The organism is Psychrobacillus sp. FSL K6-4615 (assembly GCF_038008225.1).
GTDB classification, from domain to species: Bacteria; Bacillota; Bacilli; order Bacillales_A; family Planococcaceae; genus Psychrobacillus; species Psychrobacillus psychrotolerans.
In genome coordinates this window covers 1,911,816-1,934,975 of record NZ_JBBOYQ010000001.1, presented here as the reverse complement: position 1 = coordinate 1,934,975, position 23,160 = coordinate 1,911,816, and the positions used below count along the sequence as shown (strand labels likewise).

30 protein-coding genes are annotated in these 23,160 nt (G+C 34.6%); 24 read left to right on the top strand and 6 right to left on the bottom strand.

Features of this window, described 5'->3' with window-relative positions:
• The 16 genes from MKX53_RS09465 (at nt 1) to MKX53_RS09390 (ending at nt 11,817) form a co-directional block, all read left to right on the top strand.
• A complete protein-coding gene (locus MKX53_RS09465) occupies nt 1-396 on the top strand; it encodes a DsrE/DsrF/DrsH-like family protein (RefSeq protein WP_340762390.1) in 396 nt (131 codons plus the stop codon).
• Nucleotides 397-504: 108 nt separating this feature from the next.
• Nucleotides 505-1,632: an MBL fold metallo-hydrolase gene (locus MKX53_RS09460; protein WP_340910855.1), complete on the top strand. Its 1,128-nt coding sequence runs from the start codon at nt 505-507 to the stop codon at nt 1,630-1,632.
• A 48-nt stretch (nt 1,633-1,680) separates the two neighbouring features.
• Nucleotides 1,681-1,908, top strand: coding sequence for a sulfurtransferase TusA family protein (locus MKX53_RS09455; protein ID WP_340762388.1), 228 nt, complete (start codon nt 1,681-1,683; stop codon nt 1,906-1,908).
• A 61-nt stretch (nt 1,909-1,969) separates the two neighbouring features.
• Entirely contained in the window at nt 1,970-2,749 is a 780-nt protein-coding gene (locus tag MKX53_RS09450; protein ID WP_340769361.1) for a sulfite exporter TauE/SafE family protein, read from the top strand.
• A 557-nt stretch (nt 2,750-3,306) separates the two neighbouring features.
• On the top strand, nt 3,307-4,074 hold the full coding sequence (locus MKX53_RS09445) for a GNAT family N-acetyltransferase (protein WP_340910852.1): 768 nt from the start codon (nt 3,307-3,309) through the stop codon (nt 4,072-4,074).
• Between the two features lie 129 nt (nt 4,075-4,203).
• The gene (locus MKX53_RS09440) at nt 4,204-4,593 is read left to right on the top strand and encodes a hypothetical protein (protein WP_340910850.1); all 390 of its coding nucleotides are present in this window, start codon (nt 4,204-4,206) and stop codon (nt 4,591-4,593) included.
• Nucleotides 4,594-4,742: 149 nt separating this feature from the next.
• Nucleotides 4,743-5,192, top strand: a complete 450-nt coding sequence (locus tag MKX53_RS09435) for a site-2 protease family protein (RefSeq protein WP_340910848.1) — start codon at nt 4,743-4,745, stop codon at nt 5,190-5,192.
• 205 nt (nt 5,193-5,397) lie between these two features.
• Entirely contained in the window at nt 5,398-5,562 is a 165-nt protein-coding gene (locus tag MKX53_RS09430) for a hypothetical protein (protein WP_340910845.1), read from the top strand.
• Between the two features lie 64 nt (nt 5,563-5,626).
• A complete protein-coding gene (locus MKX53_RS09425; protein ID WP_340910843.1) occupies nt 5,627-5,821 on the top strand; it encodes a hypothetical protein in 195 nt (64 codons plus the stop codon).
• A gap of 194 nt (nt 5,822-6,015) precedes the next feature.
• A complete protein-coding gene (locus MKX53_RS09420) occupies nt 6,016-6,570 on the top strand; it encodes an LPXTG cell wall anchor domain-containing protein (RefSeq protein ID WP_340910842.1) in 555 nt (184 codons plus the stop codon).
• A 122-nt stretch (nt 6,571-6,692) separates the two neighbouring features.
• Entirely contained in the window at nt 6,693-7,262 is a 570-nt protein-coding gene (locus MKX53_RS09415; protein ID WP_340910839.1) for a histidine phosphatase family protein, read from the top strand.
• A gap of 120 nt (nt 7,263-7,382) precedes the next feature.
• On the top strand, nt 7,383-7,790 hold the full coding sequence (locus tag MKX53_RS09410) for a DUF4181 domain-containing protein (protein WP_340910837.1): 408 nt from the start codon (nt 7,383-7,385) through the stop codon (nt 7,788-7,790).
• A 487-nt stretch (nt 7,791-8,277) separates the two neighbouring features.
• Entirely contained in the window at nt 8,278-10,281 is a 2,004-nt protein-coding gene (locus MKX53_RS09405; RefSeq protein WP_340910835.1) for an ABC transporter permease subunit, read from the top strand.
• A gap of 187 nt (nt 10,282-10,468) precedes the next feature.
• Complete coding sequence (locus tag MKX53_RS09400) at nt 10,469-10,834, top strand: hypothetical protein (protein ID WP_340910831.1); 366 nt, start codon at nt 10,469-10,471, stop codon at nt 10,832-10,834.
• A 188-nt stretch (nt 10,835-11,022) separates the two neighbouring features.
• A complete protein-coding gene (locus tag MKX53_RS09395; protein ID WP_093534000.1) occupies nt 11,023-11,253 on the top strand; it encodes a hypothetical protein in 231 nt (76 codons plus the stop codon).
• 132 nt (nt 11,254-11,385) lie between these two features.
• The gene (locus MKX53_RS09390; RefSeq protein ID WP_340830645.1) at nt 11,386-11,817 is read left to right on the top strand and encodes a hypothetical protein; all 432 of its coding nucleotides are present in this window, start codon (nt 11,386-11,388) and stop codon (nt 11,815-11,817) included.
• A gap of 263 nt (nt 11,818-12,080) precedes the next feature.
• On the opposite strand, the gene MKX53_RS09385 is transcribed toward MKX53_RS09390, so the two are convergent.
• Nucleotides 12,081-12,620 (bottom strand): GNAT family N-acetyltransferase, encoded by a 540-nt coding sequence (locus MKX53_RS09385; RefSeq protein ID WP_340910829.1) that lies wholly within the window; start codon nt 12,618-12,620, stop codon nt 12,081-12,083.
• Nucleotides 12,621-12,874: 254 nt separating this feature from the next.
• Between MKX53_RS09385 and MKX53_RS09380 the strand changes: the two genes are divergently transcribed.
• From MKX53_RS09380 to MKX53_RS09370, 3 genes are all read left to right on the top strand, one after another.
• Nucleotides 12,875-13,129 (top strand): hypothetical protein, encoded by a 255-nt coding sequence (locus MKX53_RS09380; protein WP_340910827.1) that lies wholly within the window; start codon nt 12,875-12,877, stop codon nt 13,127-13,129.
• A gap of 185 nt (nt 13,130-13,314) precedes the next feature.
• Entirely contained in the window at nt 13,315-13,599 is a 285-nt protein-coding gene (locus MKX53_RS09375) for a 3-isopropylmalate dehydrogenase (RefSeq protein WP_340910825.1), read from the top strand.
• A gap of 376 nt (nt 13,600-13,975) precedes the next feature.
• A complete protein-coding gene (locus MKX53_RS09370) occupies nt 13,976-14,206 on the top strand; it encodes a hypothetical protein (RefSeq protein ID WP_340910822.1) in 231 nt (76 codons plus the stop codon).
• Between the two features lie 135 nt (nt 14,207-14,341).
• Here the strand turns inward: MKX53_RS09370 and MKX53_RS09365 are convergent, their stop codons facing one another.
• On the bottom strand, nt 14,342-14,602 hold the full coding sequence (locus MKX53_RS09365; RefSeq protein WP_093534023.1) for a hypothetical protein: 261 nt from the start codon (nt 14,600-14,602) through the stop codon (nt 14,342-14,344).
• A 149-nt stretch (nt 14,603-14,751) separates the two neighbouring features.
• Entirely contained in the window at nt 14,752-15,579 is an 828-nt protein-coding gene (locus MKX53_RS09360; protein WP_340910820.1) for an SDR family oxidoreductase, read from the bottom strand.
• A 99-nt stretch (nt 15,580-15,678) separates the two neighbouring features.
• Between MKX53_RS09360 and MKX53_RS09355 the strand changes: the two genes are divergently transcribed.
• From MKX53_RS09355 to MKX53_RS09345, 3 genes are all read left to right on the top strand, one after another.
• The gene (locus MKX53_RS09355; RefSeq protein WP_340830639.1) at nt 15,679-16,188 is read left to right on the top strand and encodes a TetR family transcriptional regulator; all 510 of its coding nucleotides are present in this window, start codon (nt 15,679-15,681) and stop codon (nt 16,186-16,188) included.
• 38 nt (nt 16,189-16,226) lie between these two features.
• Nucleotides 16,227-16,475, top strand: a complete 249-nt coding sequence (locus MKX53_RS09350) for a hypothetical protein (protein WP_340910819.1) — start codon at nt 16,227-16,229, stop codon at nt 16,473-16,475.
• A 156-nt stretch (nt 16,476-16,631) separates the two neighbouring features.
• Complete coding sequence (locus MKX53_RS09345) at nt 16,632-16,877, top strand: hypothetical protein (RefSeq protein ID WP_093534031.1); 246 nt, start codon at nt 16,632-16,634, stop codon at nt 16,875-16,877.
• Between the two features lie 57 nt (nt 16,878-16,934).
• Here the strand turns inward: MKX53_RS09345 and MKX53_RS09340 are convergent, their stop codons facing one another.
• Nucleotides 16,935-17,792 carry a manganese catalase family protein gene (locus MKX53_RS09340; protein WP_340910817.1) on the bottom strand — a complete coding sequence of 286 codons (858 nt, stop codon included), beginning with the start codon at nt 17,790-17,792 and terminating at the stop codon, nt 16,935-16,937.
• Between the two features lie 156 nt (nt 17,793-17,948).
• Between MKX53_RS09340 and MKX53_RS09335 the strand changes: the two genes are divergently transcribed.
• Complete coding sequence (locus MKX53_RS09335; protein WP_340830636.1) at nt 17,949-19,949, top strand: ABC1 kinase family protein; 2,001 nt, start codon at nt 17,949-17,951, stop codon at nt 19,947-19,949.
• A 71-nt stretch (nt 19,950-20,020) separates the two neighbouring features.
• Here MKX53_RS09335 and MKX53_RS09330 read toward each other — a convergent pair whose 3' ends face one another.
• Nucleotides 20,021-20,617: a hypothetical protein gene (locus MKX53_RS09330; RefSeq protein WP_340762357.1), complete on the bottom strand. Its 597-nt coding sequence runs from the start codon at nt 20,615-20,617 to the stop codon at nt 20,021-20,023.
• 161 nt (nt 20,618-20,778) lie between these two features.
• On the opposite strand from MKX53_RS09330, the gene MKX53_RS09325 reads away from it, so the two are divergent.
• Complete coding sequence (locus MKX53_RS09325; protein ID WP_340762356.1) at nt 20,779-21,258, top strand: DinB family protein; 480 nt, start codon at nt 20,779-20,781, stop codon at nt 21,256-21,258.
• A 79-nt stretch (nt 21,259-21,337) separates the two neighbouring features.
• Here the strand turns inward: MKX53_RS09325 and MKX53_RS09320 are convergent, their stop codons facing one another.
• Nucleotides 21,338-23,125 (bottom strand): S9 family peptidase, encoded by a 1,788-nt coding sequence (locus tag MKX53_RS09320; RefSeq protein WP_340769315.1) that lies wholly within the window; start codon nt 23,123-23,125, stop codon nt 21,338-21,340.
• Nucleotides 23,126-23,160 lie beyond the last annotated feature (35 nt).

The window sequence follows — 23,160 nt, the reverse complement described above, 5'->3', positions numbered from 1 at the left end:
ATGTCCAATAAAGTAGCAATTATTGCATCAAATGGTGGATTATTTGATGCCTATAAAGTATTTAATATTGCAACAGCGGCAGCAGCTTCTGAAAAAGAGGTAGCGATCTTCTTCACATTTGAAGGGTTAAACCTTATTCATAAGCAAGGTATGCACGGACTTGAAATGCCAGCAGGCAAGGAACACTTTGCAGTAGGATTCGCTAATTCTGGAGTTCCCTCAATCCCACAATTAGTAGAAATGGCGCAGGAGTTGGGCGTGAAATTCATCGCTTGTCAAATGACGATGGACGTGATGGGCTTAACAAAAGCAGATTTAGTAGAAGATATCGAAGTGGGTGGCGCAGTTACTTTCTTGGAATTTGCGAAAGATGCAGCACCAACATTAACGTTTTAACGGGTTGCTGCTGCTATCCATATATCTAATTCTTAACTATTGGTTCCGGTAGCTCTTCGCTTCCAGAACCAAAAAAAATAACGAAAATATACCTACGGGGGTAAAATAATGACAGTAAACATTTGGACAGCGGCTGATGTAGCACGCAAAGTCATTGATAACAATGAATTATTTATTTTAGATGTGCGAAATGCAGATGCATTTGCTGATTGGAAAATTGAAGGCCACAAATTTAATTACTTAAACATTCCATATTTCGAACTTTTAGATGGGGTAGAAGAAATCTTACCACAAATTCCAACAGACAAAGAGATATTGGTTGTTTGTGCAAAGGAAGGCTCATCTATCATGGTAGCAGAACTGCTAGCAGAAGCTGGTCTTGAAGTGGCCTATTTAGAAGGCGGGATGAAGTCTTGGTCGATGTATATAGAGCCAGTTAAAGTAGGTGAACTTTCTGGTGGCGGTGAGCTTTATCAATTCGTCCGTTTAGGAAAAGGCTGTCTTTCCTACATGGCAGTTAACGAAGGTGAAGCAGCAATTATTGATGCTGTACGTTTTACCGATGTTTTTATAAAATTCGCAGAAGAAAAGGGTGTCCAAATTAAGCACGTATTTGACACGCATTTACACGCTGACCACATTTCAGGAGGTCGTCATATTGCTAGTCAAACGGGTGCCGCGTATTACTTACCGTCAAAGGATGCAGAAGAGGTGGTATTCGATTTCACACCTTTAACTGATGGCTTAACAGTAAAACTTGGCAATTCGGAAATTGAAGTAGGTGCGCTTTACTCTCCAGGTCATACCATTGGATCCACTTCTTTTGTAATCGACAAAAAGTACCTATTAACAGGCGATATTTTATTCATTGATTCCATCGGACGTCCTGACTTAGCTGGTCTTGCAGATGACTGGGTAAGAGATTTACGTCAGACGTTATATAGTCGTTACCGCTCATTAGCAGAGGATTTAATCGTACTACCTGCTCACTTCATGATTATTGAAGAGCTAAATGAAGACGGGACAGTGGGCAAGCGTTTAGGAGATCTATTCGTAGAAAATCATGGCTTAAATGTAGAAGATGAGGAAGTATTCCGCTCAATGGTGACAGATAACTTACCGCCTCAGCCAAATTCGTACGAAGAAATTCGCCACGTTAATATGGGGAAAGTTACGCCAAGTAACGAAGAACAAACAGAAATGGAAATTGGCCCTAACCGTTGTGCAGTACGCTAAGTTAAAAAAATTCTTATAAAATACAAACTACGAGAAGAGGAAATACTCATGAATATTACAAAAACTTTAGATGCAAAAGGCTTAGCTTGTCCAATGCCAATTGTTCGAACTAAAAAAACAATAGATACGATTAACTCAGGTGAAGTGCTAGAAGTACTTGTAACAGATAAAGGCGCTTTAAATGACTTTACAGCATGGGCTGCAGCGGGTGGACATAAAATTGTTGAACAAAAAGAAGAAAATGGGGTATTTTTCTTCTACATTCAAAAAGCATAAGAGCATATAGAACGAGTAGAGCTATTTCTACTCGTTTTCATTTTCCAAAAGGAGGGTCATTATGGATTTATCCATTACATTTATCGTCGTTATTTTTGCACTCGGATTTGTAGGTTCATTTATATCAGGAATGTTAGGGGTTGGGGGATCGATTATTAAATACCCCATGCTACTTTACATCCCCCCACTATTTGGACTTGCCGCATTCACCGCACATGAGGTATCAGGTATTAGTGCTATTCAAGTATTATTTGCTTCACTTGCCGGTGTTTGGGCATACCGAAAAAGTGGGTTGCTCCATAAAGAAATAATAATTTACATGGGTGGAGCAATTTTACTCGGAAGTTTTATTGGTAGTTATGGATCAGGATTTTTATCAGAAGAAGCCGTCAATGTCGTTTATGGCATACTTGCTGTGATTGCAGCAGTGATGATGTTTATCCCGCGTAAAACAGTTGAAGATACAACGGTCATCTCGTTTAACAAAGTAGTGGCTAGTAGTCTGGCGCTTATTGTCGGTATTGGCTCAGGTATTGTTGGTGCAGCCGGTGGATTTTTACTTGTACCGATTATGTTAACCGTTTTAAAAATACCAACTAGAATGACAATTGCAACTAGTTTAGCAATCACTTTTATCTCGGCGATTGGTGGTAGCGTCGGCAAAATCATCACGGGTCAAATTGATTATTGGCCAGCATTTATTATGATTATTGCTAGTATCATAGCTGCACCACTTGGCGCAAAAATTGGTCAAAAGATGAATGTTAAGATATTACAATGGTTATTAGCATTGCTGATTGCTGGGACTGCGATTAAAATTTGGGTGGATATAATACAATAACAATTTTAGGGATTAACATTATACCGTTGTGAAAACTTTGGTGTTGAAAATATAAAAAGAAACAGGGGATCCAGCTTATGTATTTGCTGTATCTCCTGTTTTAGAATATAGAATAGCTTAAGATCTGATGGAAAAGTTACTATTTTAGCAGAAGCAATAAGGAAATAGATAAATTTGCTGAATCACAACTATCAGAAACAGAAACTTTAGGATTTACATTTCTATAGTTCACACTAGCAAGTTGCTGCTGACTTGTTCCAGTTTATTTGAATACATCGTACCGTTTCTTACCGTTTTATTGCAAATATATATCTAACAGGCTTATTCCGACATCCTCCCCTAAAAGTAGTTGTAATAGAATAGATTTTATTATTTCGATTTATTGTAATGCAGCAGGTTTTTTTACAAAGGGGTAGAAGTACTTATTATTAAGGGTTTTATTATCAAAAATTTTTATAGGAGGGATATTTCTGAGCAATTCTAATATAAATTTTACGAATAGAATGCTAAGGATATGGAAGAAAGCAGAAAACCATGCCCAATCATCAAGAGTAAAGGTGTTACAACCTGTTCATCTCCTTACTGCTTGTTTAGATGAGAAAACAGGAGTACTTGGAGAGATATCTCGAAAAATCACTTTAGACAAGAGTTTATTGAAAGATGTGATGGAGGATACTTCTATTCAGCATCAGACATTTAGTGTTTTTCTCAATGTCCAAGTTACGGAAGAAGTAAAAAATGTATTGGAAGTTGCTATTATTTATATGAAGAAGTATAACCAAATCTATGTAAATGAAGGTCATTTGCTTAAAGCGTTAATAACAACTAATGTAGTAGACCATTTTTTATCAGATGATAACCGAAAAACAATTTTATCACTCGGTACTACCTCAAGAGATATGATTACTCATATTGGAAATTATACAGTCCCAATCATTAACAAACATCTTATCCGTAAAGTGAATAAAAAGGAAATTAACGAACTTGTTCATTTTATTGGAAAAAATTTTTCGAATGAGTGGTCTCAAACTATAAGAGAAGCATTCTCGTTAAATAAGCCACCGGTATATGTTGCTTTCGATGATAACGGAGATATTATAGGGTTTGCTGCTTATGATATATATAAGAATAAAAAATGTTATTTCGGTCCGATGGGCGTGTCATTATCAAACAGAGTTAAGGGGATAGGATATTCTTTACTACATCACTGCTTAAAAGACATGAGTGATATTGGTTATGAGTATGCAATTATTGGACAGGCAGGTCCGATAGAGTTTTATGAAAAAGCATGTAACGCTGTTGTAATTCCTTCTAATAAAGTTTAGCGTGTAAACCAGCGTTTACCCCTTATATCCTACCTTCTGGATTTTGGTTAGGTAAATAAATAGAAGGATTTTTGTGTTTGGATGACTAAGTTAATTTTGGTCCAAGAATAAAAATAGGACGGTGGCAATGTGGAGTTAATATCGCACAATATCAAAAGCATTGGAATTGGAATTGTAGTTTTATTGCTCGAGATGGTGTGGGTTACCGTCTTTGCTAACGCTAATAGGACTTATTCTGCATCAGACGTATTAGGAGATTATGCAGATTTAAATGCAGAAAAACCATTTGTAGATATTCAAAGTTACGATTTAGAAAAAGAGAATCTATTTACACCAATTGAAATTCCAGAAGAAACGCAACTGGAACTAATTGAGTCTTTTAAAAACGCAAAATTTAAAAGAGTAACAGATGTTTCACTAGATATAGATTACAGAGTAAATATTATATTTAATACAGGATATGCAATGTGGGCGGATACGGATAAAAAATTAGTAAATTTAATTGATGGATACGAATAATATACAATCGAAAATGATAGTGAATTCTTTGAGATTTTAAAGAATGCTACTGAATTGTAAGTCTAAATTATGATTTCACTAAAGCTAGTTATAAATATGAAACGTTCTACCCCCATTTTCGTAGATATTATTAAGGGGGATGATGAAAGATGGGCTTTTTAATAAATTTCGTAATTATTGCTTTGTTTATTTTTCCTTTTATTGCACTAATACACGAATCAGGGCACGCTTTTTTTGTTAAGTTATTTGGTGGAGAAATTAGTGAATTTGCGATTGGAAATGGAGAAGTATTATGGAAGAAGAAGTTCTTTATTATTAAGAAAGCTTATTTCGTAGGTGGAAGAGTTGTTGCTAAGAATATGGAGGAATTTAGTAAAACACAGAAAGCAATCTTTTTCTTTGGTGGGGTAATCTTTAATTTTCTATCTGCATTTGTATTAGATTTGTTAATGGGATATGAATTTGGGGTTTTTCGAAACTACCTCGATAGTTTTATTTTTGTTTCTTATTTTAACGTGGTTATTAATCTCGTTCCTCTTACTACAATCATCGGAACAAGCGATGGGAAAAAATTAGTGGAACTTTATAAAACGAAATAATGATGGGTTGAATTTCTAATTCAACAAAACCGGTACTTAACTTCAATAAAGAATACTAAAAATAATCAGAAAATTGAAACTTTAAATTTTCTGATTCGTATAAAACGTAACGGATGTAAGGAGTTCATGGGATGAAACGCTTTATGTATTATTTTGTTTAGCTCTATTTATTGGTTTCATCTGTTATTTAGGAAGCCGCTTTTATATGAATTTAAAATCCATTGCCCAAACAACGTTCGATACCAAATTATTCATTGTTTACAGCGTCTTTTTTTCGGTCATTATTGGGATGCTATTTGTGCTATCTGTATTGATCAAAGACATTCAGCAACAGAAAACATTGGATGTGCTTGGGATGAATAAATTGTAGTAAAAACAAGATTAGTTACTTTTATTGTAGATTAGTTAATACACATTCATAAGGGGATAATCAAATGGAAAATGAGCAGAAAGCGAATGAAGTATTCATTGTAGGGGATAAGAAATTCACAAATGAGGATGAAGCAACCCGATACGAAAAGAGACATAAGAAGGCGGATAGAGTTGATTTCTTTGCTGGCTTAACAGATATACTATTTTATCCATTTGTGTTATTGGGTAAGTGGATAATCAAGTTGTTTTTTTCATAGAAGGGGCTTTCCTTTAATGTCGCATTTCCTTGTAGTCAAAAAGGCTTTGATATGAAGGAATCATCTTTTGACTGATATGTTTAATTGTTTACTTGTATAGGGTGGTCGGGAGACGTGGGACAAATAATAACACCCTTAGTTTTTTCATCCTTCTACCGAATAATATAGATATAAAGACGGAAGGAGGCGATATTATGACAGAAAGACAACCCCCACGCACCATCTTTATTATTTGGGCAATGCTTGTGGGACTTTGCACCCCGTTTGTGGTATTTTTCTTGCCACTAGTGATATCTACCGTTTTGTATGAGCAAGAGCAAAACATTGCCTTATTCATTCCAGCGGTAAATTTTTGGGTCACTGCATTTGGATTGGCACTACTCCTAACGGGTCTATTGTTGCTCGCATGGAAACGAAACAAGAATATGTACTCGGTTTTCGGGTCTTTATTGGTTGCATCTCTTATTTCTTTATATGCTTCTTCGCTCAGTTACACAGCTATCCAAGAAGATCAAATGGTGCTCCAGAAGTTTAACAAGACACATATCTATCCTTGGGAAGACATGGAGAAAGTAGAGTATGTATATGTATATGGTGCTAATGGAACTTATTATTTTACCGCGAAAAATGGAGATAAATGGAGTTTATCTGAAAATTTCTTGCTAGATACAGGAGCGCAATCGAGGTTCTATAGTAGATTGAGGACGTATGAAGTGGAATTGATTGAAGAAGAAATAGTAGCGGATTAGTTCTATTCAAAGATTTTTAGCAAATGAATATATGGAGATTGCATAATATATTTAATGCGTAATTCGAACAGAATTTTAAAAAGTTTATGTTTAGAAAACGAGTTTAATTAAAGGAGTTTGCTATGGAGATTTCATTAATTAGGCATGGTAAATCACTATGGACCGAAAATGATAGAATCACTTTTGCAGAATTTAAGAATTGGGTTGAAAAGTATGACTTTAACGGTGTAATTGAAGAATCAACATTCCCTCAAATCACTATTGAAAAAGTAGCAGTTGCAAAGGTTGTAGTTACCAGTGATTTAAAAAGGTCTATTGACTCAGCATGCTTATTAAATCCAGTATCCAAAACAATTTCGGATCCTTTATTTCGAGAAACAGAATTACCTGCTCATCCATCAATATTATTTAATCTGAAATTAAAGCCAAATAACTGGGCGGTAATTTTAAGGATATTATGGTTTTGTGGCTATTCTAAGGAATGCGAATCTTATAGTAAGGCGAAATTGAGAGCAACCATGGCTTCACAACAACTAATAAATTACGCCAATGAACATGAATCAATAGTTTTAGTTGGTCATGGTTTTTTTAATATGTTAATCGCAAAGGAATTGCGGAAAATGGGTTGGAAAGGCACAAGAACAACTGGTGTAAAAAATTGGAATTGTACTACCTATTCCTTGTTAACCTAGAGAGGCGAGCATTCCTATATTAAGTGAGTCGTGTTTTTCTACGGGAGCCTTTTCTTCAAGCAGGAGTAAAGACTTTTTCTCCTCAAAAAAGCCTCAGATAAATAGAAGAGGAGGATTTTAGTGTCCTGGATAAAATTATGTTTAATTTTAATAATTGTTTTTGTCCTTATTTCAATAGTTAAGCTTTTTCTGAGGAACCTACTCCAAATTGAGAAAGTAAAAAAGGATTTTTTTTCATTTAATTACATAAACAAGTCACATCGAAAAATTGATAAAGGTTTAAGAATTCTTTCTGCGGTTACTTTAATCACTCTCTCTTATGTACTGTTGTTTTATTATGAAGAATTAATTTCTCTTTTATTAATTCCCTTAATTGTTTTTATGGTACTGGATTATATAGTAAGAGCGTTTTTTGAATGGAAATATACAGAACATCCGAAACAATCTATTTTGACTATATCGGAAATGTTTCTAATTTTAATAGCAATAATAGTTGTTTTTGAATTTAAATTACTCGTTCCCTGTTAAATTAAGGGTTGGATAAAATGAGAGAGGAAATTGAAACTTAAAAGTACATGTATTTCAGGAATTGAAGATAAGAATAGGAGGTATTGGTAATCGATCCTGTTTATCTTCTTTTTTGTCTTTTTTATTTCTAATGGGGAGATTCCTAAAAATGTTGGATAATCTGTATGTTACAAACATGCTTTTTACATTTGGCTATGTTAAAGGTAAAAGTTGATTTTTAGAAAAAGCATTATGAATTTTACCTACTTCTAAAAGTTTTTGAAAGAATATACTTAAACTAACGGTACAGTTTAGTTGAAGAAGGAACTTATCGATAATTGAAAAAATAAAAGTCAGGAGCTAGATATGGGGACTGACAACTGAATGACTTCTATTGCTTCTTTTTATTAACTTATACACAACATTCAATTTAAAATGAAACTTCTCTCTAAATCTAACGTAAAAAAAATAAACAGAGAAATTTATACAAAGAATTAAGGGGGGAATTATGAAGAATTTAAGTTTGTCCATACAAAAGTATATACTGGGTGTCGTTGGGATTATTTTATTAAGCTGTGTACCTATTCTCTTTACTCAAGGAAGTCTTTTCAATTTTAAACTGTTTTTTAAAGAGTTTATTAGTGTATGTACGGCTTTGATAACCCCAACTGAATGGCATCTCAATTACAAATCATTCAACAAATCATTAACAACAATAGAAACGATTCCATTTTCTCTAAGTAGTTACTTTGAGGGGCCATATCTTTATTCTATGACAATACTTGTTCTTGCATTATTATTTTCTCTATTCGTATCCTTTCTATTTGCTGTATTGACAGCAAGTAGCAAAGGAAATTTTAAAAAGCTTATGTCACGTGTTTCTGAACTTTTAACGGCCATTCCTGATACCACATACATATATATTTTTCAAATTGCAGTTGTACAAGTTTATTTAATTACTGGCTATCGTTTTTTATCTTTTTATAGTTTAGGTGGGGAGAAGGTTTACACAGCACCTATTCTCTGCTTAGCTGTCGTGCCGACTATCTTATTTTTTAAACTTTTCGTAGTCCTGTTCGCGGAAGAGATGGAGCAGCCCTATGTAGATCTTGCAAAATCTAAAGGGTTATCGAAAATGCAAATTTTGATTAAACATTGTACGTCGAATGTCTTAAAAAGTATCTTCCATCAATCAAAATCAATTGTCTGGCTTACATTGTCTTCCTTGTTAATCATTGAATATCTTTTTGGTATTCAAGGGATTCTCTACTATTTACGCAATGATTTTAGTCCACAGGGCATAACCTTTATATTAATTTCCATTTTCACGCCATTTTATGTTTTTTATCAAATAGGAGAAAGAATGGTAAATAAGGGAGAAACGGAGCGAAATGTTCTTTTTGAGAAAATGCATATGCCTTTATTTGATAAAGAACAATGGAAATCTATCTTCCTGATGAAAAGTAAAAAGAGTTTCAAGGTAAAACTCAATCCTTTTAATAATTTAATCTACAAGATTCCACTGTTCATTTTATTATCCTTGTTAACAATAAGCCTTGGCTATTTCTTTTTATATGATGATCATATTGAACAGATTAATTTTGTCTATAATGAAGCCGGAAAAATTGTGAGTAGAGCTCCACACCCACCATCTTCAAGCATGATATTCGGTACAGACCCATATGGCTATTCTATATTCCAACAGCTACTAGTTGGTATTAAGTATACAATTCTCGTAACATTGATTATAGCGACCATTCGTGTAGTAGTTGGATATATCTTTGGGGTTATTTATGTTTTCTTTTTAAACAGAAAAGGCAGAAAAATAATCAACTCTATAGCTGATGGTATGCACTTTTTACCTTTGACATTACTAGTGTTTATTTTACTTGCACCAGTCTTGACCACTTCTACGGGAACTTGGGATACAACTCTTGGGGAAAGATTATTTATTCAAATAATGATCATGTCCCTTATTGTATTACCGGTAACAACTAGTCTCATTGGAAATGAAATGAATGATGCACTAAAAAAAGAATATGTACAAAGCTCGGTGGTGATGGGGGGCTCTCTCATTTGGATTATCATCAAACATTTGAACCCTCAATTATGGAATAAGCTATTATTGTATTGGACACAGCATGTGGTTCAAGTTCTACAAATGTTTGTTCATTTAGGTATATTATCTCTTTTTGTTGGGGGTGCAAGTCTCTATGAGGACTCTCCTTATCGTTTAGTTCCTGAAATATATGAGCTATCTGGAATGATTTCTATTTCAAGAGAAGTATTTACGACAATGCAATATTGGATGATTATTCCTCCAATTTTAGTATTTATGTTATTAATTTATTGTTTTAATAAGTTAGCAGAAGGGATCGCTACCAAAGATTCGAGAAAAATTCTGAAAAAGAAACAAAAAAGAAAATCATTAATGGTCAATGAAAAGTCAGAAAATTTGACCGAGAAAGCAACTTTGCCACATGATTTTAGTCGTGTTTATAATAGGCTTTAATTACAGATGCATCAGCTCATAATTGCTAAAACGCTTTTCAACCTCTGTATTTCTGCGTTGTTTACTATATAGAGGGCTAACTGGTGCTTTATTTCAAGAAGGAGTAAAGCCTTTTTTCTTAATGAACTAAAGTAGTAGTTTAGTTAAATAAGATATCAAAGGACGGAACAACAGATAGGGGTTATTTATGAGAACTATCACTATTAGTCTAATATTCTTATTTTTTCTTACTGGATGTTCACAAAGTGTGGGTAATCCAACAGCAAGCGATATAATAAATGAAAATGAAGATGCAGATATCTTTCAATGGAATGGTTTAGTTTATTCGTATGCTTCCAACATAGAGAGGGTTCAAGAATTAGAACTTATAAAAGGCGAAGAACTCGGCGAAATCACTAGACAAACCAGTAATAAGTGGTTATTTAAAGATGGTGCAGCTACTGAATTACCAGTAGGGACGAAAATATATGAGTCCAATGATGATGATACCTATAATTTGATTATTGAATTGGAAGAGGAAGAAATTGTTTACGTAGTCTTACTTGAAGGATAAAAAAATACTTCTTCAAGTAACGAGTGCTTTACTTCAACAAGGGATAAAGGCTTTTTCTGATTATAAATGGAAAATTTATATAATATTGGTACATCTATTTGTTTCAAACGTATTAAAGTAAAGCAGCAAGTTAGTTGAATAAAGAAGATTGAAAGGCAAGTAATTCATAAAAAAAGGGGGGGTAGAAGGTGGACTTATTACTCTGGATAACTACTGGTTTCATGCTAATCGGATTAGTTGTTCTCGTTACTATGAAAAAAGGTATGGAAAGTAAGGTCGCTTTTATAAAAGCAAATATGGACAAGGAGGAAAATTCCTCAAAAGCTAAATCCGTAATTTGGTGGATAAGGAGTACCACTGCTTGGGGAGTAGGGGGTATATTTCTTGTTGTTTGGTGGTTTAATAATTATTTTGGATAACAGTCGGTTTCATATGTACTTAAACTAGCGGATGCATTACTTCAAGAAGGAGGAAAGCCTTTTTTCTTATTGAAGTAACGCGGCAGGTTAGTTTAGTTGAATAAGAGCTAATTATTATTGGGGGCTTATTATATGAAATATTTCTTGAAGTTAAATGTTGTTAGTATTCTGTACGCTCTTATGGTATTTGTTCCTCTTGAACTTATGTTAAATGTGTATAGAATTAGTAGACTGACAAATTGGGAAATTAGGACGGTAAATATTCTAGCGGGCATAACGCTTATTATTAAGATTATAGGTGGTACAATACTAATCCTTATCTTAACAAAAAAGTGGTTGCGTGGACGAAAGGCGAACTTTTTCACAGTAATTCTTTGGGTACCCTATTTTGTTCTTCTAATTTATGTAATCGCATCTTTATTTCCAATAACTAATGGTGGAGATACCCCCAATCCTGTTACTGGTCTTTTAGCAACAGGAGGATTGATAGTTTATCCGTTCTATATACTAATCCTCAATTTTGCCTGTATAAAAAATGATGATAAAACAATTGGGACTGTGTAATATAGAGGATTTTTTGCGGAGTTGTACTTATCACTAGCGGATGCTTTACTTCAAGAAGGAGTAAAGCCTTTTTTCTTATTGAACTAACGCGGCAGGTTAGTTCAATAAGAAAATCTAGTCTTATTCAACTTCCATGGTAGAACGTAATTTTCTTCCACATTCTGTGTTGAAGCAGGACTTCACGTAATAAATAATAACACTTCCACTCATAATTTAAATGAGTGGAGATAGAGAATGTCTAATAATTAGAATGAATTACAAGGTTAGTCATTCGGATTTAATATAGCTAGCATCTGATGATCTTCCCAAGAACCATTAATCTTAACGTTTTTCTTAGCTATTCCTTCTTTATGGAAACCAGCCTTTTCTAATACTCGAATGGAACCAATGTTAACTGGCATAACTCCAGCTTCAATTCGATGTAATTTTAGAATTTCGAAAGCATAATTAACAACTAAATTAGTAGCTTCCGTAGTATAACCTTTGCCATTATGTTCTTGGTCTAAGGAATAGCCTAAAAGTGCACTTTCACGAGGCCCACGGAAAACTTGAAACAAACCAATAGTACCTATAAGAATATCATCATTAATTTTAAAAATTCCGAACCTATATTCTATTTCTTTTTTTGTATTTTGTTCCCATTTTTCGATTAATTCTTTCTGAGTTTCTAAAGTCCAGTAATTTTCTGGGTGATTTATAGAATAGTTTTCAAAAAATGCTCGATTTCTCTTTTCTAAACTTAGTAATTCGACAGCATCTGAGAGTATAAGAGGTCGTATATATACATTGTTATTTTTGGACATCTAACCTTCCTTTCTGTATGTATGTAACTTATAAAATTATATCACGCAGATAATGTGTAATAAAAGAGACGGCGCTTAGACAACTACCGGGTGCTTTATTTCAAGAAAGGGTTAAGCCTTTTTGTTTAATGAACTAACGCGGCAGGTTAGTTGAATAAGCAGGTATTTTTAGAAGGTTGTAGAAGCAGTTATTGTAAGGGGATTTATTTAAGAAGATTAAAAACAGTAAATTGTAATGAGAAAAGGGGATTCAAATGAATTTAAAGCATTTTCTTTCTGGTGCTTCAGTAGCGTTTGCGGTTATTCTGGTTAGACTAATTGATGAATATGTAATCGACATTCCTACGTTGTTAGGTGCATTTATGGTAGCTATTTTTTCAGGGGTTGTTGTCAAAGCTATTCAATCCATACCAACATTAGATAGAGAATTAAAAAAACCTACGTATTTGACTTTTTGGATAATAGCTTTTGTCTGTTTATTAGGTTCTTTCCATTTCTTCGATTTATAATAATAGAACTCAGGATGCAGTCTTTATTATTTCTACCAGGTCGTATGGATTAAAAACTATCTTTTTGATATGTACTGATGTACTATCTAATAGATTAATTAACTGAAATTTCTTTACTTACGAGTGCTTTACTCATAGAGGTTTCTAGTTTTATCGGTAAAATATGTTTGTCAAAGGGGCATTCTATGGATATCTTTCTTATAATACTTATGTATTTTTTTATCATTATTTCAAATGTTATTGGGTTTATATATTACAGAAAAAAGAAAAGTCTATATTTTGCTGCCTTTATAATATTGTTATTAGCAGTTTTATTTGGGACAATCGGTGGGGCATTAGCAGTATATATTATTCGTGATGCTTTTGCAATATTTTATGGTTTCCAATTAGGCCAATATCTAATAGTAAACAGTATTATTGTTTTTCTTATTGCCATTTTAGTAACTGCAATAAAGAAATTTAGGAACTGAAAAATGTAATTTACGATTATTGAACTTTAGGGTGTTTACTCATCATATAAATCATACAGAACTTAGTCCAAAACCATTGTGATAATAACTGGAAAAGATAATTGATCAAGTAGTTAAATACATAGTAAATAAGTATCCAAACATGAAACACGAAATTTCATATATCCTTTATGATACTGGGGAGGATAGGGTAATTTCGATTATGCTGCAGTAATTTTAACTACAGAAAAATCCTGGTTTATGTAAATAGATTTACCAAAAGTTGAATGAGAAGTAACGTAAAAATATGATGTGAAACCACATTCTCTTTTTATTGACATAAAGTTGGTAGTTTAGTTGAGTAATGGGTTCTTATAATTAGAAGGAGCGATGTTTTGTGTATCTGCTTTTATCAATTGTTTTAAGTACTATTTTAGGATTAGTGCTACTTTTTTTTGATACATATTTAGCCGGTATTATTGCTTTTGGAATTGTTGTAGGTTGTTTGTTTAGAGGTTTATATTTACTAAACGAAATTCGTAATGGCCTTGAAATTTCGCCTAAAAAGGATAAAGTTCAAGTAGCCTATGAAAATTACTTGAAAGAAAGAGAGAATGAGAACCATTGAACATTTCTCGTGCCTTTTTCATGTAGTCGACAAAAATCTTGCATGGTGAGATTCTGCTAGGATTAAAAAAAGCACTATTCACTAAAAGTGAATAGTGCTCTCATTGGTGCCAACATCAGGCGTTTGAGCTAATGTTTAGTCGTTCGCATCATCAACTGAATCGTTTACAGAACCTTCATCCTGCGTTTCTGGCTCTTCATTTTCTTCTACGTCCTCTATTTTTTCTTCCTCATTATTTGCTTCGTTTTCAATGCCTGTATCATTTTCTCCATCATCCTCTAACATTGGGTCATTTACTTCAATATCCTTTATTTCCGTATCCTCGTCATCTCCACAAGCACCAAGTATTAATAAAGATGATAAAGCTAATGGTAAAGCAATCATTTTTCTTTTCATGTTTTCTTCCTCCAGTATATATTTAAGATTTGTAGGCTTAGTTTATATGTACCTCTATTTACTAGATTTAAACTTATGAGTTTTCTAACAACAAAAAAAGTAGATAGAATAAATCAGTCTCTATCTACTTTCAAATATAATTTTTGTGATTATTCTTGTTTTTTTAACCCTTGAACGCGATTTAAATTAGCGATAGTGCCACCATCAACGCGTAAGTCAATACCTGTAATGTATGAAGCGGCATCGCTAAGTAAGAACTCAACAGCTGTAGCAATTTCAGATGCTTCACCTTCACGTCGTAAAGGCGTAATCTCCAGCATCATTTTCATCTGCTCTTGTTGGGAAGCTTCTTGGCGACCCATAGGCGTATTTATCGTACCAGGTGAAATGGATGTAATTCGAGCACCTTTCTGCCCCCAAGCCCAGGCTTGGTCTTCTACAATTAGAAGCACTCCTAATTTAGAAAGACTATATGATGCACCTGAGTCGCCTTGGGAAAATTGTTCCATTGTTTCAATTAGATTATCAGCCAACGGATTTTTTAAGATTTCTGTATAAGGTCCTTGTCGAGGAGCCATGTGTCCACTCATAGAGGAGATACAAACAACTGAAGTACCTAAAGTTGCTAGTGGAAGAAATGCATCTAATATAATTCCTGTACCTACTAAATTCACCTCTGTAATGCGTTTAGAATCTGCCATTGTAGGTGATAGACCAGCAGTGTGAACAAGACCTTTCAACGTACCTAACTGGGAAGCTTTTTTGGCTAAGAGAGCAACATTTTCTTTTGAAGTGATATCAACAGTTTGATAGTGTACATCAGTAATACCTTTAGCTGCCAGTTCTTCTTTCGTTAGGATCAATCGTTCTTCCGAAACATCTGCTAATAATAGAGTTCCTTTATTACCGACTAGTTCAGCAGTTGCTTTACCCATTCCACCTGAACCACCTGTAATTACATAAACGTTTTTTGTCATGTTTACTTCCTCCTATGCTTGTTATACCATTATTGTAAACGCATTCGTCCATGAAGTAACAAGACAGTTTCACTCAAAATGTCCAGAGGGGTGTCACAATTGAAAATAGGCAAAGAAACGATCATTGAAGCATTTTTACAGTTGTTACACAAAAAAAGCTTTGAAGAGTTGTCAGTAAAAGAAATTATTCAAAAGGCTGGGTTTTCTCGCTCTACATTTTATCTGCACTTTGCAGATAAATATGAGCTGATGGAGGATGTAAGACGCACCTTGAATGGACATTTCCTATCATTTTATGAAATGGAATTCAACCAATGGGGTAAACCAATGACTCTTCACTTATGCGAACATATTTTTGAATATCGTTCGTTTTATGAATTAGAATTCTCAGATACGAACGCTATTCAAAAACTGTCCAATAGATTGGCGGCTCATTTACTACTTGTATTCGATGATCAGGATTATGCCATATTTGCCAGTTATGGAACGATTGGATATTTAACAATTTGGGTAAAAAATTCTTTTCAAATGAGTCCAGCTGAAGCGGCTGAGAAGTTATTGAAAATTGGTTTTACCAATTGGACGAAAAAAATAGGATATGAGATTTAACGTGTAATAAGAATCATCAGCAACGAAAGGAGATAAAGATGAGAACATTACTGGAGTTAATCCAAATTATTTTTCTGTTTTTTATTGTAGTTGGCATAATCACCTTTGTAATAAATTCAATTTACTTGAAAATAGGAATTACTGCAGAAAAATATGCTGGTTTCGTTTTTATTGCCGCTTTTGTTTTATTTTTTGTTCTTTATAGAAATAAGTGGCAATTTAGTGGTTGGTATAAAGGGAAAGGGAGACAAAAATCCCGAAGAAACTATCAAAATACCTTATTTTAAGTGCAATATTTTTACTGTTATTACCACCGGTATTAAATCTTTTTACATAATTACTGCAGCACTAAACTTTTACGCCTTTCGATTATTACTCGATGAATCTGTATAAACTCTTTGTATAGATTGATACTAAGTAAGAAAACAAAAAGGAGAGATACAATGGCTGTTTGTCCTCTATGTAACTCATTAAAAGTATTAAATATCGATTGCCCAACATGCAATTCCCCGCTAGAGAACTCAGGAAAAGTATCTGATTTTTTAGATCCGTATGGTCATTATAATGACGAGGAGACGGTAAAAATGGGGGATGGCTATCCAAACACAGCCAAAGATCAAATATGTCCACATTTAATGGTCTGTCCAACTTGTGAATATAATGTTGTAAAGTTCATACAAGAGGAGTAACAGTCATGTATAAACGACGAAAAACTCAAGTAAAAATTCTACTTGAGTTTTTCTTCGCTAATTTTGCATATCACTTAGACCTGGACTATGTTCATTTGGCATTTCGGGCATCAATGGTACTGGAAAACCAGCGGGCGGATCAGTAACCATCATAGTACCCCCATTACGACTAGGAGTAGTACCCTGAATTATTTCAGCCAATCTATTTGGATCTAGTCGGAAGTTAAATGCGGAATTGTGATAACCCATATCTATATACTTTCGACATTCTGGGTATTTGTTAATATCATAATTCGGGACAGGGAAGAGTTTGCCCCATTGTACTCCTAACGTTTCTAATGCTTTTGCAAATGCATTCTGATGAGAATTATCCCGTACAATAAGGAACGCAAGCGTTTCTCGGAATGCCTTGTTAGAGCTCATTTCATATATCCTCGTTTTTTGTAGCACACCCGTAGATTCTAGCACAAGATTGTTGAGTAAATCTCCGATTAAATTACCGTGACTGTAAACCCATGATCCATTCCAAGGATTCCCTGCTGCATCTACTGGCAATGAAGCTTGAGCACCAATGATAAAGTGGTGTGGATTGGCGTGTTTGACGGCATCATTTAGTGGTGCCCCATCTACACCTGCATTGCCAGGAACAGCAGATTCACCGGAATCATTTAATAATTGGTTGATCGTATTTTGTACAAGTTCTACATGTGCAATTTCCTCTAGAAATACGCCACGCAATAAATCGCGGAATTGCGTATCTTTCCCTCTAAAGTTGGAACTTTGGAAAAAGTACTGCATCATCGTTCGCATTTCACCATAATGACCGCCTAATATTTCTTGTAAAACCTTTGCGGCAGCTGGATCTGGCTGGTCTGGAACAATTTGGTTTATCAATTCTTCTTTGTAATAATACATACCTCATCCTCATTTCAGTGTTATTCATGTAGTATTAGTAACATTAATGTCTTTATACACTAAATTTAATATGGAATTTATTTGTGAAAGCGATTGAAGATTAATAGAATGAAAGAAAGGGAACAGATAATAAGTGAATGAAAGGATGTGCTTTTCGTGATTTATGTGAAGATATTATTTCAAGTTTTAGTAATCTCAAGCTTCATCTTTTTTGTTAGTGGGCGTTTAATGGGCTCACAGATTAATTTCATCAAACGTATTTTGGCAGTAGTAATAAGCGTTTTCTTTACTTCCTTTGTATATTGGTATGCTTATTTGCGCGGAACAGATTTCATGTCTGAGAGTTTTGTTTATACATACATGGATGTCAGCACAATCATATGGATTGGAAGTATGTTGCTCATCTCTATGTTACTGTATCTTTTCTTTGAATTATTTGATCCAATGGCCATTGGAGAGAAAGGGCAAAGAGTATCGGGCAATAAATCCATATGGATTCGTTTACGAAAACAGTGGCGTGGTCAGAGGCGAATGAGACAAGTTGTCCAAATTGCTATGAAAAATGGTATTTCACGGACCATAAAATATTCGAAGTTTAAAGAAAGCGAACGTGAACTAGCAAAAGCTTTTAGACAAACATTGGAGCAATCTGGTGGGATTTTTGTGAAGTTTGGGCAAGTACTTTCTACAAGAGGAGATATATTGCCTGTGGCTTTCATAAAGGAACTCGAATTACTTCAGCAGCATGTAAAACCTTTAACCAATGAACAGGTCAATTCCATTTTAGCAGCTCATCTACCATATAATATGGAGGATATGTTTGTTGAATTCGATTTGACACCTCTTGCATCAGCATCTATAGGGCAAGTACATAAAGCTATTCTTCGTGAAAACAATAAAGAAGTAGTAGTGAAAATTTTACGGCCTGATATAAAAGATATGATGCGTGATGATTTAAATATATTAGTAGACTTTGCTTCATGGTTCTCTGACAAATCTACATGGGCTGAAAAACTTGGGTTTCGCGAGCTTGCAATTGGATTTGCAGAAAATTTAAGAGAAGAAGTTAATTTTGAGATTGAAATGCGAAATGCTATCCAAGTCACTACTGCCTTGCAAGATAGTTCGTATAAAGTGAGAATACCTCATATATACACGGAACTAAGCAATAATCATTTAATTGTTTTTGAATACATTCATGGACAGAGTGTAGCAAATGGAGATACGTTATTTAGATCACTTGGAGCGGACAGAGAACAGTTTGCAAGGACTGTCTTATATTCATTTTTTGATCAATTACTGTATTCTGGAATCTTTCATGCAGATCCACATCCAGGCAATATCTTTATAGATGATGTAGACGGAACTCCTATTTTCTTAGACTTTGGAGCTGTGGGTCGATTGGCACAACCTCAGCAGGAAGGTATGAAGTTATTCTTATTAGGCATTCAACACAATGATGCGGATATTCTCTTTGATGCACTGTCACTACTAGTGGAAGATGTAGATCATGTTGAGCGAGAGAAGTTAGAACATGCAATGGCGCAATTATTGTTGCGGATTTCCTATATTTCTCATATTCCAACAGAGGAATTGATACAAGCCTTCTTTGAAGTAGTCCATAAATTCGGATTATCTTTCTACCCATCGGTAGGAATTGCACTTAGAGCACTGATCACACTTGACGGAACATTACACATGATAAAAAGGGACTTTGACATTTTTAATGAAGCGAAAGAATATTCTACTGAATATATGGCTTCGTTATGGAAAAAGCCATTTAAACAACCAAAGCAGACAATAGAGCGGTTGGAAGAGGAATTCGCATTACTATTACCTACCTTACGTAAAATACCAAGAAGAGTAGATCATCTCATTCAGCGAGTGGAAAGTGGCAAAATTACGTTACATCATGATATCTTTTCAGATAAAAGTAATTCTATGTTTGTTACGCAATTATTTTCTCGCTTCATCTTGCTTATGGTAGGCATTACTTTCGGTATTATATCCGTTGCCCTCCTTGCAATTGGTCAGTTTATAGAGGCAGAATTTGCAGTCTACTTGAATACAGCAGCATATGTGGGACTGTTCTTATGTGCGGTATTACTCGTTAGACTATCGATACAGGCTATACGATTGATGAAAAGTGACCGGTAACTCTATATTACTCAAAAAACCCCATTTCTATTTGAAATGGGGTTTTTTGAGTCAGAGTATTGGCATTTTTATTATGGTAATGATAAAGCGGGGTGTTCCCAGTAGCTATCTGCCACGAAAGAGAGATTTTCTGGATTAAAGTTTTCAAAGTTAATTTTATTTAACGTTTCTTTGCTCATTAGAACTACCATTACATCTCCATTTTCCACATTGCCATAACGATCTGTTAGGGGCGCTTGTACTATTAATGTGGCTTGGCTAACATCATCAAGTGCGTTCATCGCCTTCATAAAGTCTACTGTACGGTTTAATATGGACAACTTTAAGGATTCAGCAGATTTAAAGTTTTGCTCTAATGCAATCGTTTCGACTACACCACTTTCAAATCTAGAAGAAAGTACGGCATCTTCTTTTTCTTGCGGGGTTATTCCGAAATCTTGCATAATTAATGCTGCTGCAATTACTTCTGGTGTTTTATGACTTTGTACCATTTTTTCTTTTAGCTCTTCTTTTGCCATTTTTTTATAAAATGGCAAGGCAGAAATATCTTCTTTAACTGTTTGTTCCTTTTCTGTATGGTCTATTATATTTGCAAAAGTTACTATTCCTAAGAGGAAGATTATCAATATAAACCACCAGTATAAATGTTTTTTTGTAGTATCGGCCAAAGTAAAACTCCTTTCGCTAGAGGAACCCGTCAAGTATCATATGCATACTAGAAACTAAGTTATGTCTATAACTTCTATAGTCGCGGATTACTATAGTTGAATTAACCTTGAAGACTACTTACAATGGAAAAGAAAGTATGAACGAATAGGAGTCGATATAATTGTATAGAACGGTAAATGATTTTATAACGGATTGGTCTGATGCAGCAGAGGGGACATTAAGCGTGCTCCAGTCATTAACTGATGAAAAATTAGATCAAGCGATTGTTGAAGGACATAGTACTCTTGGTTGGTTAGGGTGGCATCTTGCGACAAGTCCCGTATTTTTCGCAGGATTAGTAGGATTAAATGTGGAGGCAGCCGTTGATAAAAACAAAGAAGCAGTAACGGTTAAAGACATTGTCGAAACATATAAAAAAATCGTCGAGGCAGTTAAAACGGAAGCGAAAACTAATCTTACAGATGACAGATTGATCGAGAAGATTCAAAGCTTTGCAGGAGAAACAACTAGAGGAGTTTTGCTACACAAACTTCTTGATCATCAAACACATCATCGTGGTCAAATGACGGTCCTTCTACGTCAAGCAGGACTTCCTGTACCGGGTGTTATGGGACCAACGAAAGAACAACAACGAGGTTAATGAATACAAAAGAAAAGCAGGATAACCACTATTATGGTTATCCTGCTTTTTAGTATTACGTAGTTTAGGAAGATTTAGATTAAATAAACCGATCTAAGAATTCTAACATTTTACTATACACAAATATTTCATTTTGTTTTTTGGAGAAACCATGACCTTCATCCGGTAGAACAATATATTCCACATCTCTGCCTTTTTCCTTCAATGCAGCGACAATCTGGTCGGATTCTTTTTGGACAACACGAGGATCATTAGCTCCTTGGATAACTAGCATAGGTTTTGTCATCCCATCTAAATAAGTAATTGGAGAATCCTCTATGAACTTCTCCTTGTCTTTTACTGGGTCACCTACCCATTGAATCATAAATGATTTCCAAAACTCAGGTACGGAATCTACAAATGAGAATAGATTACTAGGACCGAATATATCTACAACTGCCTTGAAATACTCGGCATGGCGTCCGTGTAGTAAAAGAGACATATAACCACCATAACTTCCACCAAGTAGGAGAATCTTATCTCTATCCACATATCCTTCTTTTATTAACCATTCTAATCCTTCCAAATTATCCAGGCGGGGTCCATGTCCCCAATCACCTTCTACCATTTTCATGAACTTCAAGCCGTAGTTAGAAGAGCCGCGGAAGTTTGGTGCGAAAATGGAATACCCTCTGTTTAGAAGGAATTGGAACATGGAACGAAACCATTTTCTCTCCAGGGATTGAGGACCACCATGTGGCCACAGAATAACATGGCCATTGGAATACTCTTCTTTTGCTTGGAAAAGTAGGGCCTCGATTTCTAGACCATCAAAAGAAGGGTAAGTTAAAATAGTAGGTTCTACTAGTATCTCCTCTGGAACCCCTGGAATTCGAAAACGAGTTAACTCTTCCCATGATTCGCTGTTATCTTTCGATACAAAGACATTGTTTGGTCTTGTAGAAGTTCTTCCTTGGATATATAGATTACCTGATGGCATAATGACTACTTTTTCTACGACACTAGTCGGTGCTTTGACTTCTTTAAGTGTCTCACTTGTTAAATGGAATTCATAAAGCCGGTCTTCTACTCCATAAGATCCAACTAGATAGAGGCTCGCTGTTTTCTTAGAAAAATGGATACTAGAAAAATCCTCTTTCTCTATTTCTAAGACTTTCTTGAATTCCTTCGCTTCTAAGTCGAACTTCGCTAAATAGGTTAAATCAGAATTATAATTTGTTAAAAAGTAGATTTCTGTTTCTGAAGTGTAAAGTGCTTCTGATACTGTGTGCTGCTCTTTCGTCTCAGGCGTCATAAGGAAAGTCTCATTACCAATATGAACATAGGCTAGAGAGTATGTATTTCCAAATTGTTTACTTGAAACAAAAGTTTTTTCAGCTGGAGAAACAGCCTCTATAGAAGTAGGAGCAATTGTTCCTTCCAATAAAACTTTATCTTCTCCGGTTTCTATATCGTATAGATGACTATTAAGGAAGGAAGCATTTCCTGTTGTTGTTGAATAATAAAGACGTTTTCCATCTGTCGTCAAGTAGTTGAAGAAATGTCGTTCGCCTTCATTACTACGAAGTGAAATAAGTTTTCCACCTTGAGGCGAAAGGGCGTAAATTTGTGTATTCTCATCTCCATCTGTATCAAAACCAGCCACCATAAATTCACCAGTTTTAGCGTATGTTAAGAAATCTACACTTTGATTATTAAATGTTAGTGGATACGGGAATTGGCTTGGTAAATCCATTCCCCAAATATTAAAGTGACCATTCAGATTTGAACTAATTACTAATTGCTTTTCATCAGGACTGACAGTGAAGTTTTCCACCGTTAAAGTCTGAAAAAATTGTTCTACTTCTGGCTTATCAAATGTGACCATTCTCATTCCCCAATTCTATTAAGATTTTTCCATTT

Excerpts from the sequence above, each read along its gene's own strand:
- MKX53_RS09465 (WP_340762390.1), top strand. The coding sequence starts at position 1 with ATGTCCAATAAAGTAGCAATTATTGCATCAAATGGTGGATTATTTGAT.
- MKX53_RS09460 (WP_340910855.1), top strand. The coding sequence starts at position 505 with ATGACAGTAAACATTTGGACAGCGGCTGATGTAGCACGCAAAGTCATT.
- MKX53_RS09455 (WP_340762388.1), top strand. The coding sequence starts at position 1,681 with ATGAATATTACAAAAACTTTAGATGCAAAAGGCTTAGCTTGTCCAATG.
- MKX53_RS09450 (WP_340769361.1), top strand. The coding sequence starts at position 1,970 with ATGGATTTATCCATTACATTTATCGTCGTTATTTTTGCACTCGGATTT.
- MKX53_RS09435 (WP_340910848.1), top strand. The coding sequence starts at position 4,743 with ATGGGCTTTTTAATAAATTTCGTAATTATTGCTTTGTTTATTTTTCCT.
- MKX53_RS09430 (WP_340910845.1), top strand. The coding sequence starts at position 5,398 with ATGAATTTAAAATCCATTGCCCAAACAACGTTCGATACCAAATTATTC.
- MKX53_RS09425 (WP_340910843.1), top strand. The coding sequence starts at position 5,627 with ATGGAAAATGAGCAGAAAGCGAATGAAGTATTCATTGTAGGGGATAAG.
- MKX53_RS09420 (WP_340910842.1), top strand. The coding sequence starts at position 6,016 with ATGACAGAAAGACAACCCCCACGCACCATCTTTATTATTTGGGCAATG.
- MKX53_RS09415 (WP_340910839.1), top strand. The coding sequence starts at position 6,693 with ATGGAGATTTCATTAATTAGGCATGGTAAATCACTATGGACCGAAAAT.
- MKX53_RS09405 (WP_340910835.1), top strand. The coding sequence starts at position 8,278 with ATGAAGAATTTAAGTTTGTCCATACAAAAGTATATACTGGGTGTCGTT.
- MKX53_RS09400 (WP_340910831.1), top strand. The coding sequence starts at position 10,469 with ATGAGAACTATCACTATTAGTCTAATATTCTTATTTTTTCTTACTGGA.
- MKX53_RS09390 (WP_340830645.1), top strand. The coding sequence starts at position 11,386 with ATGAAATATTTCTTGAAGTTAAATGTTGTTAGTATTCTGTACGCTCTT.
- MKX53_RS09385 (WP_340910829.1), bottom strand. The coding sequence starts at position 12,620 with ATGTCCAAAAATAACAATGTATATATACGACCTCTTATACTCTCAGAT.
- MKX53_RS09380 (WP_340910827.1), top strand. The coding sequence starts at position 12,875 with ATGAATTTAAAGCATTTTCTTTCTGGTGCTTCAGTAGCGTTTGCGGTT.
- MKX53_RS09375 (WP_340910825.1), top strand. The coding sequence starts at position 13,315 with ATGGATATCTTTCTTATAATACTTATGTATTTTTTTATCATTATTTCA.
- MKX53_RS09365 (WP_093534023.1), bottom strand. The coding sequence starts at position 14,602 with ATGAAAAGAAAAATGATTGCTTTACCATTAGCTTTATCATCTTTATTA.
- MKX53_RS09360 (WP_340910820.1), bottom strand. The coding sequence starts at position 15,579 with ATGACAAAAAACGTTTATGTAATTACAGGTGGTTCAGGTGGAATGGGT.
- MKX53_RS09350 (WP_340910819.1), top strand. The coding sequence starts at position 16,227 with ATGAGAACATTACTGGAGTTAATCCAAATTATTTTTCTGTTTTTTATT.
- MKX53_RS09345 (WP_093534031.1), top strand. The coding sequence starts at position 16,632 with ATGGCTGTTTGTCCTCTATGTAACTCATTAAAAGTATTAAATATCGAT.
- MKX53_RS09340 (WP_340910817.1), bottom strand. The coding sequence starts at position 17,792 with ATGTATTATTACAAAGAAGAATTGATAAACCAAATTGTTCCAGACCAG.
- MKX53_RS09320 (WP_340769315.1), bottom strand. The coding sequence starts at position 23,125 with ATGGTCACATTTGATAAGCCAGAAGTAGAACAATTTTTTCAGACTTTA.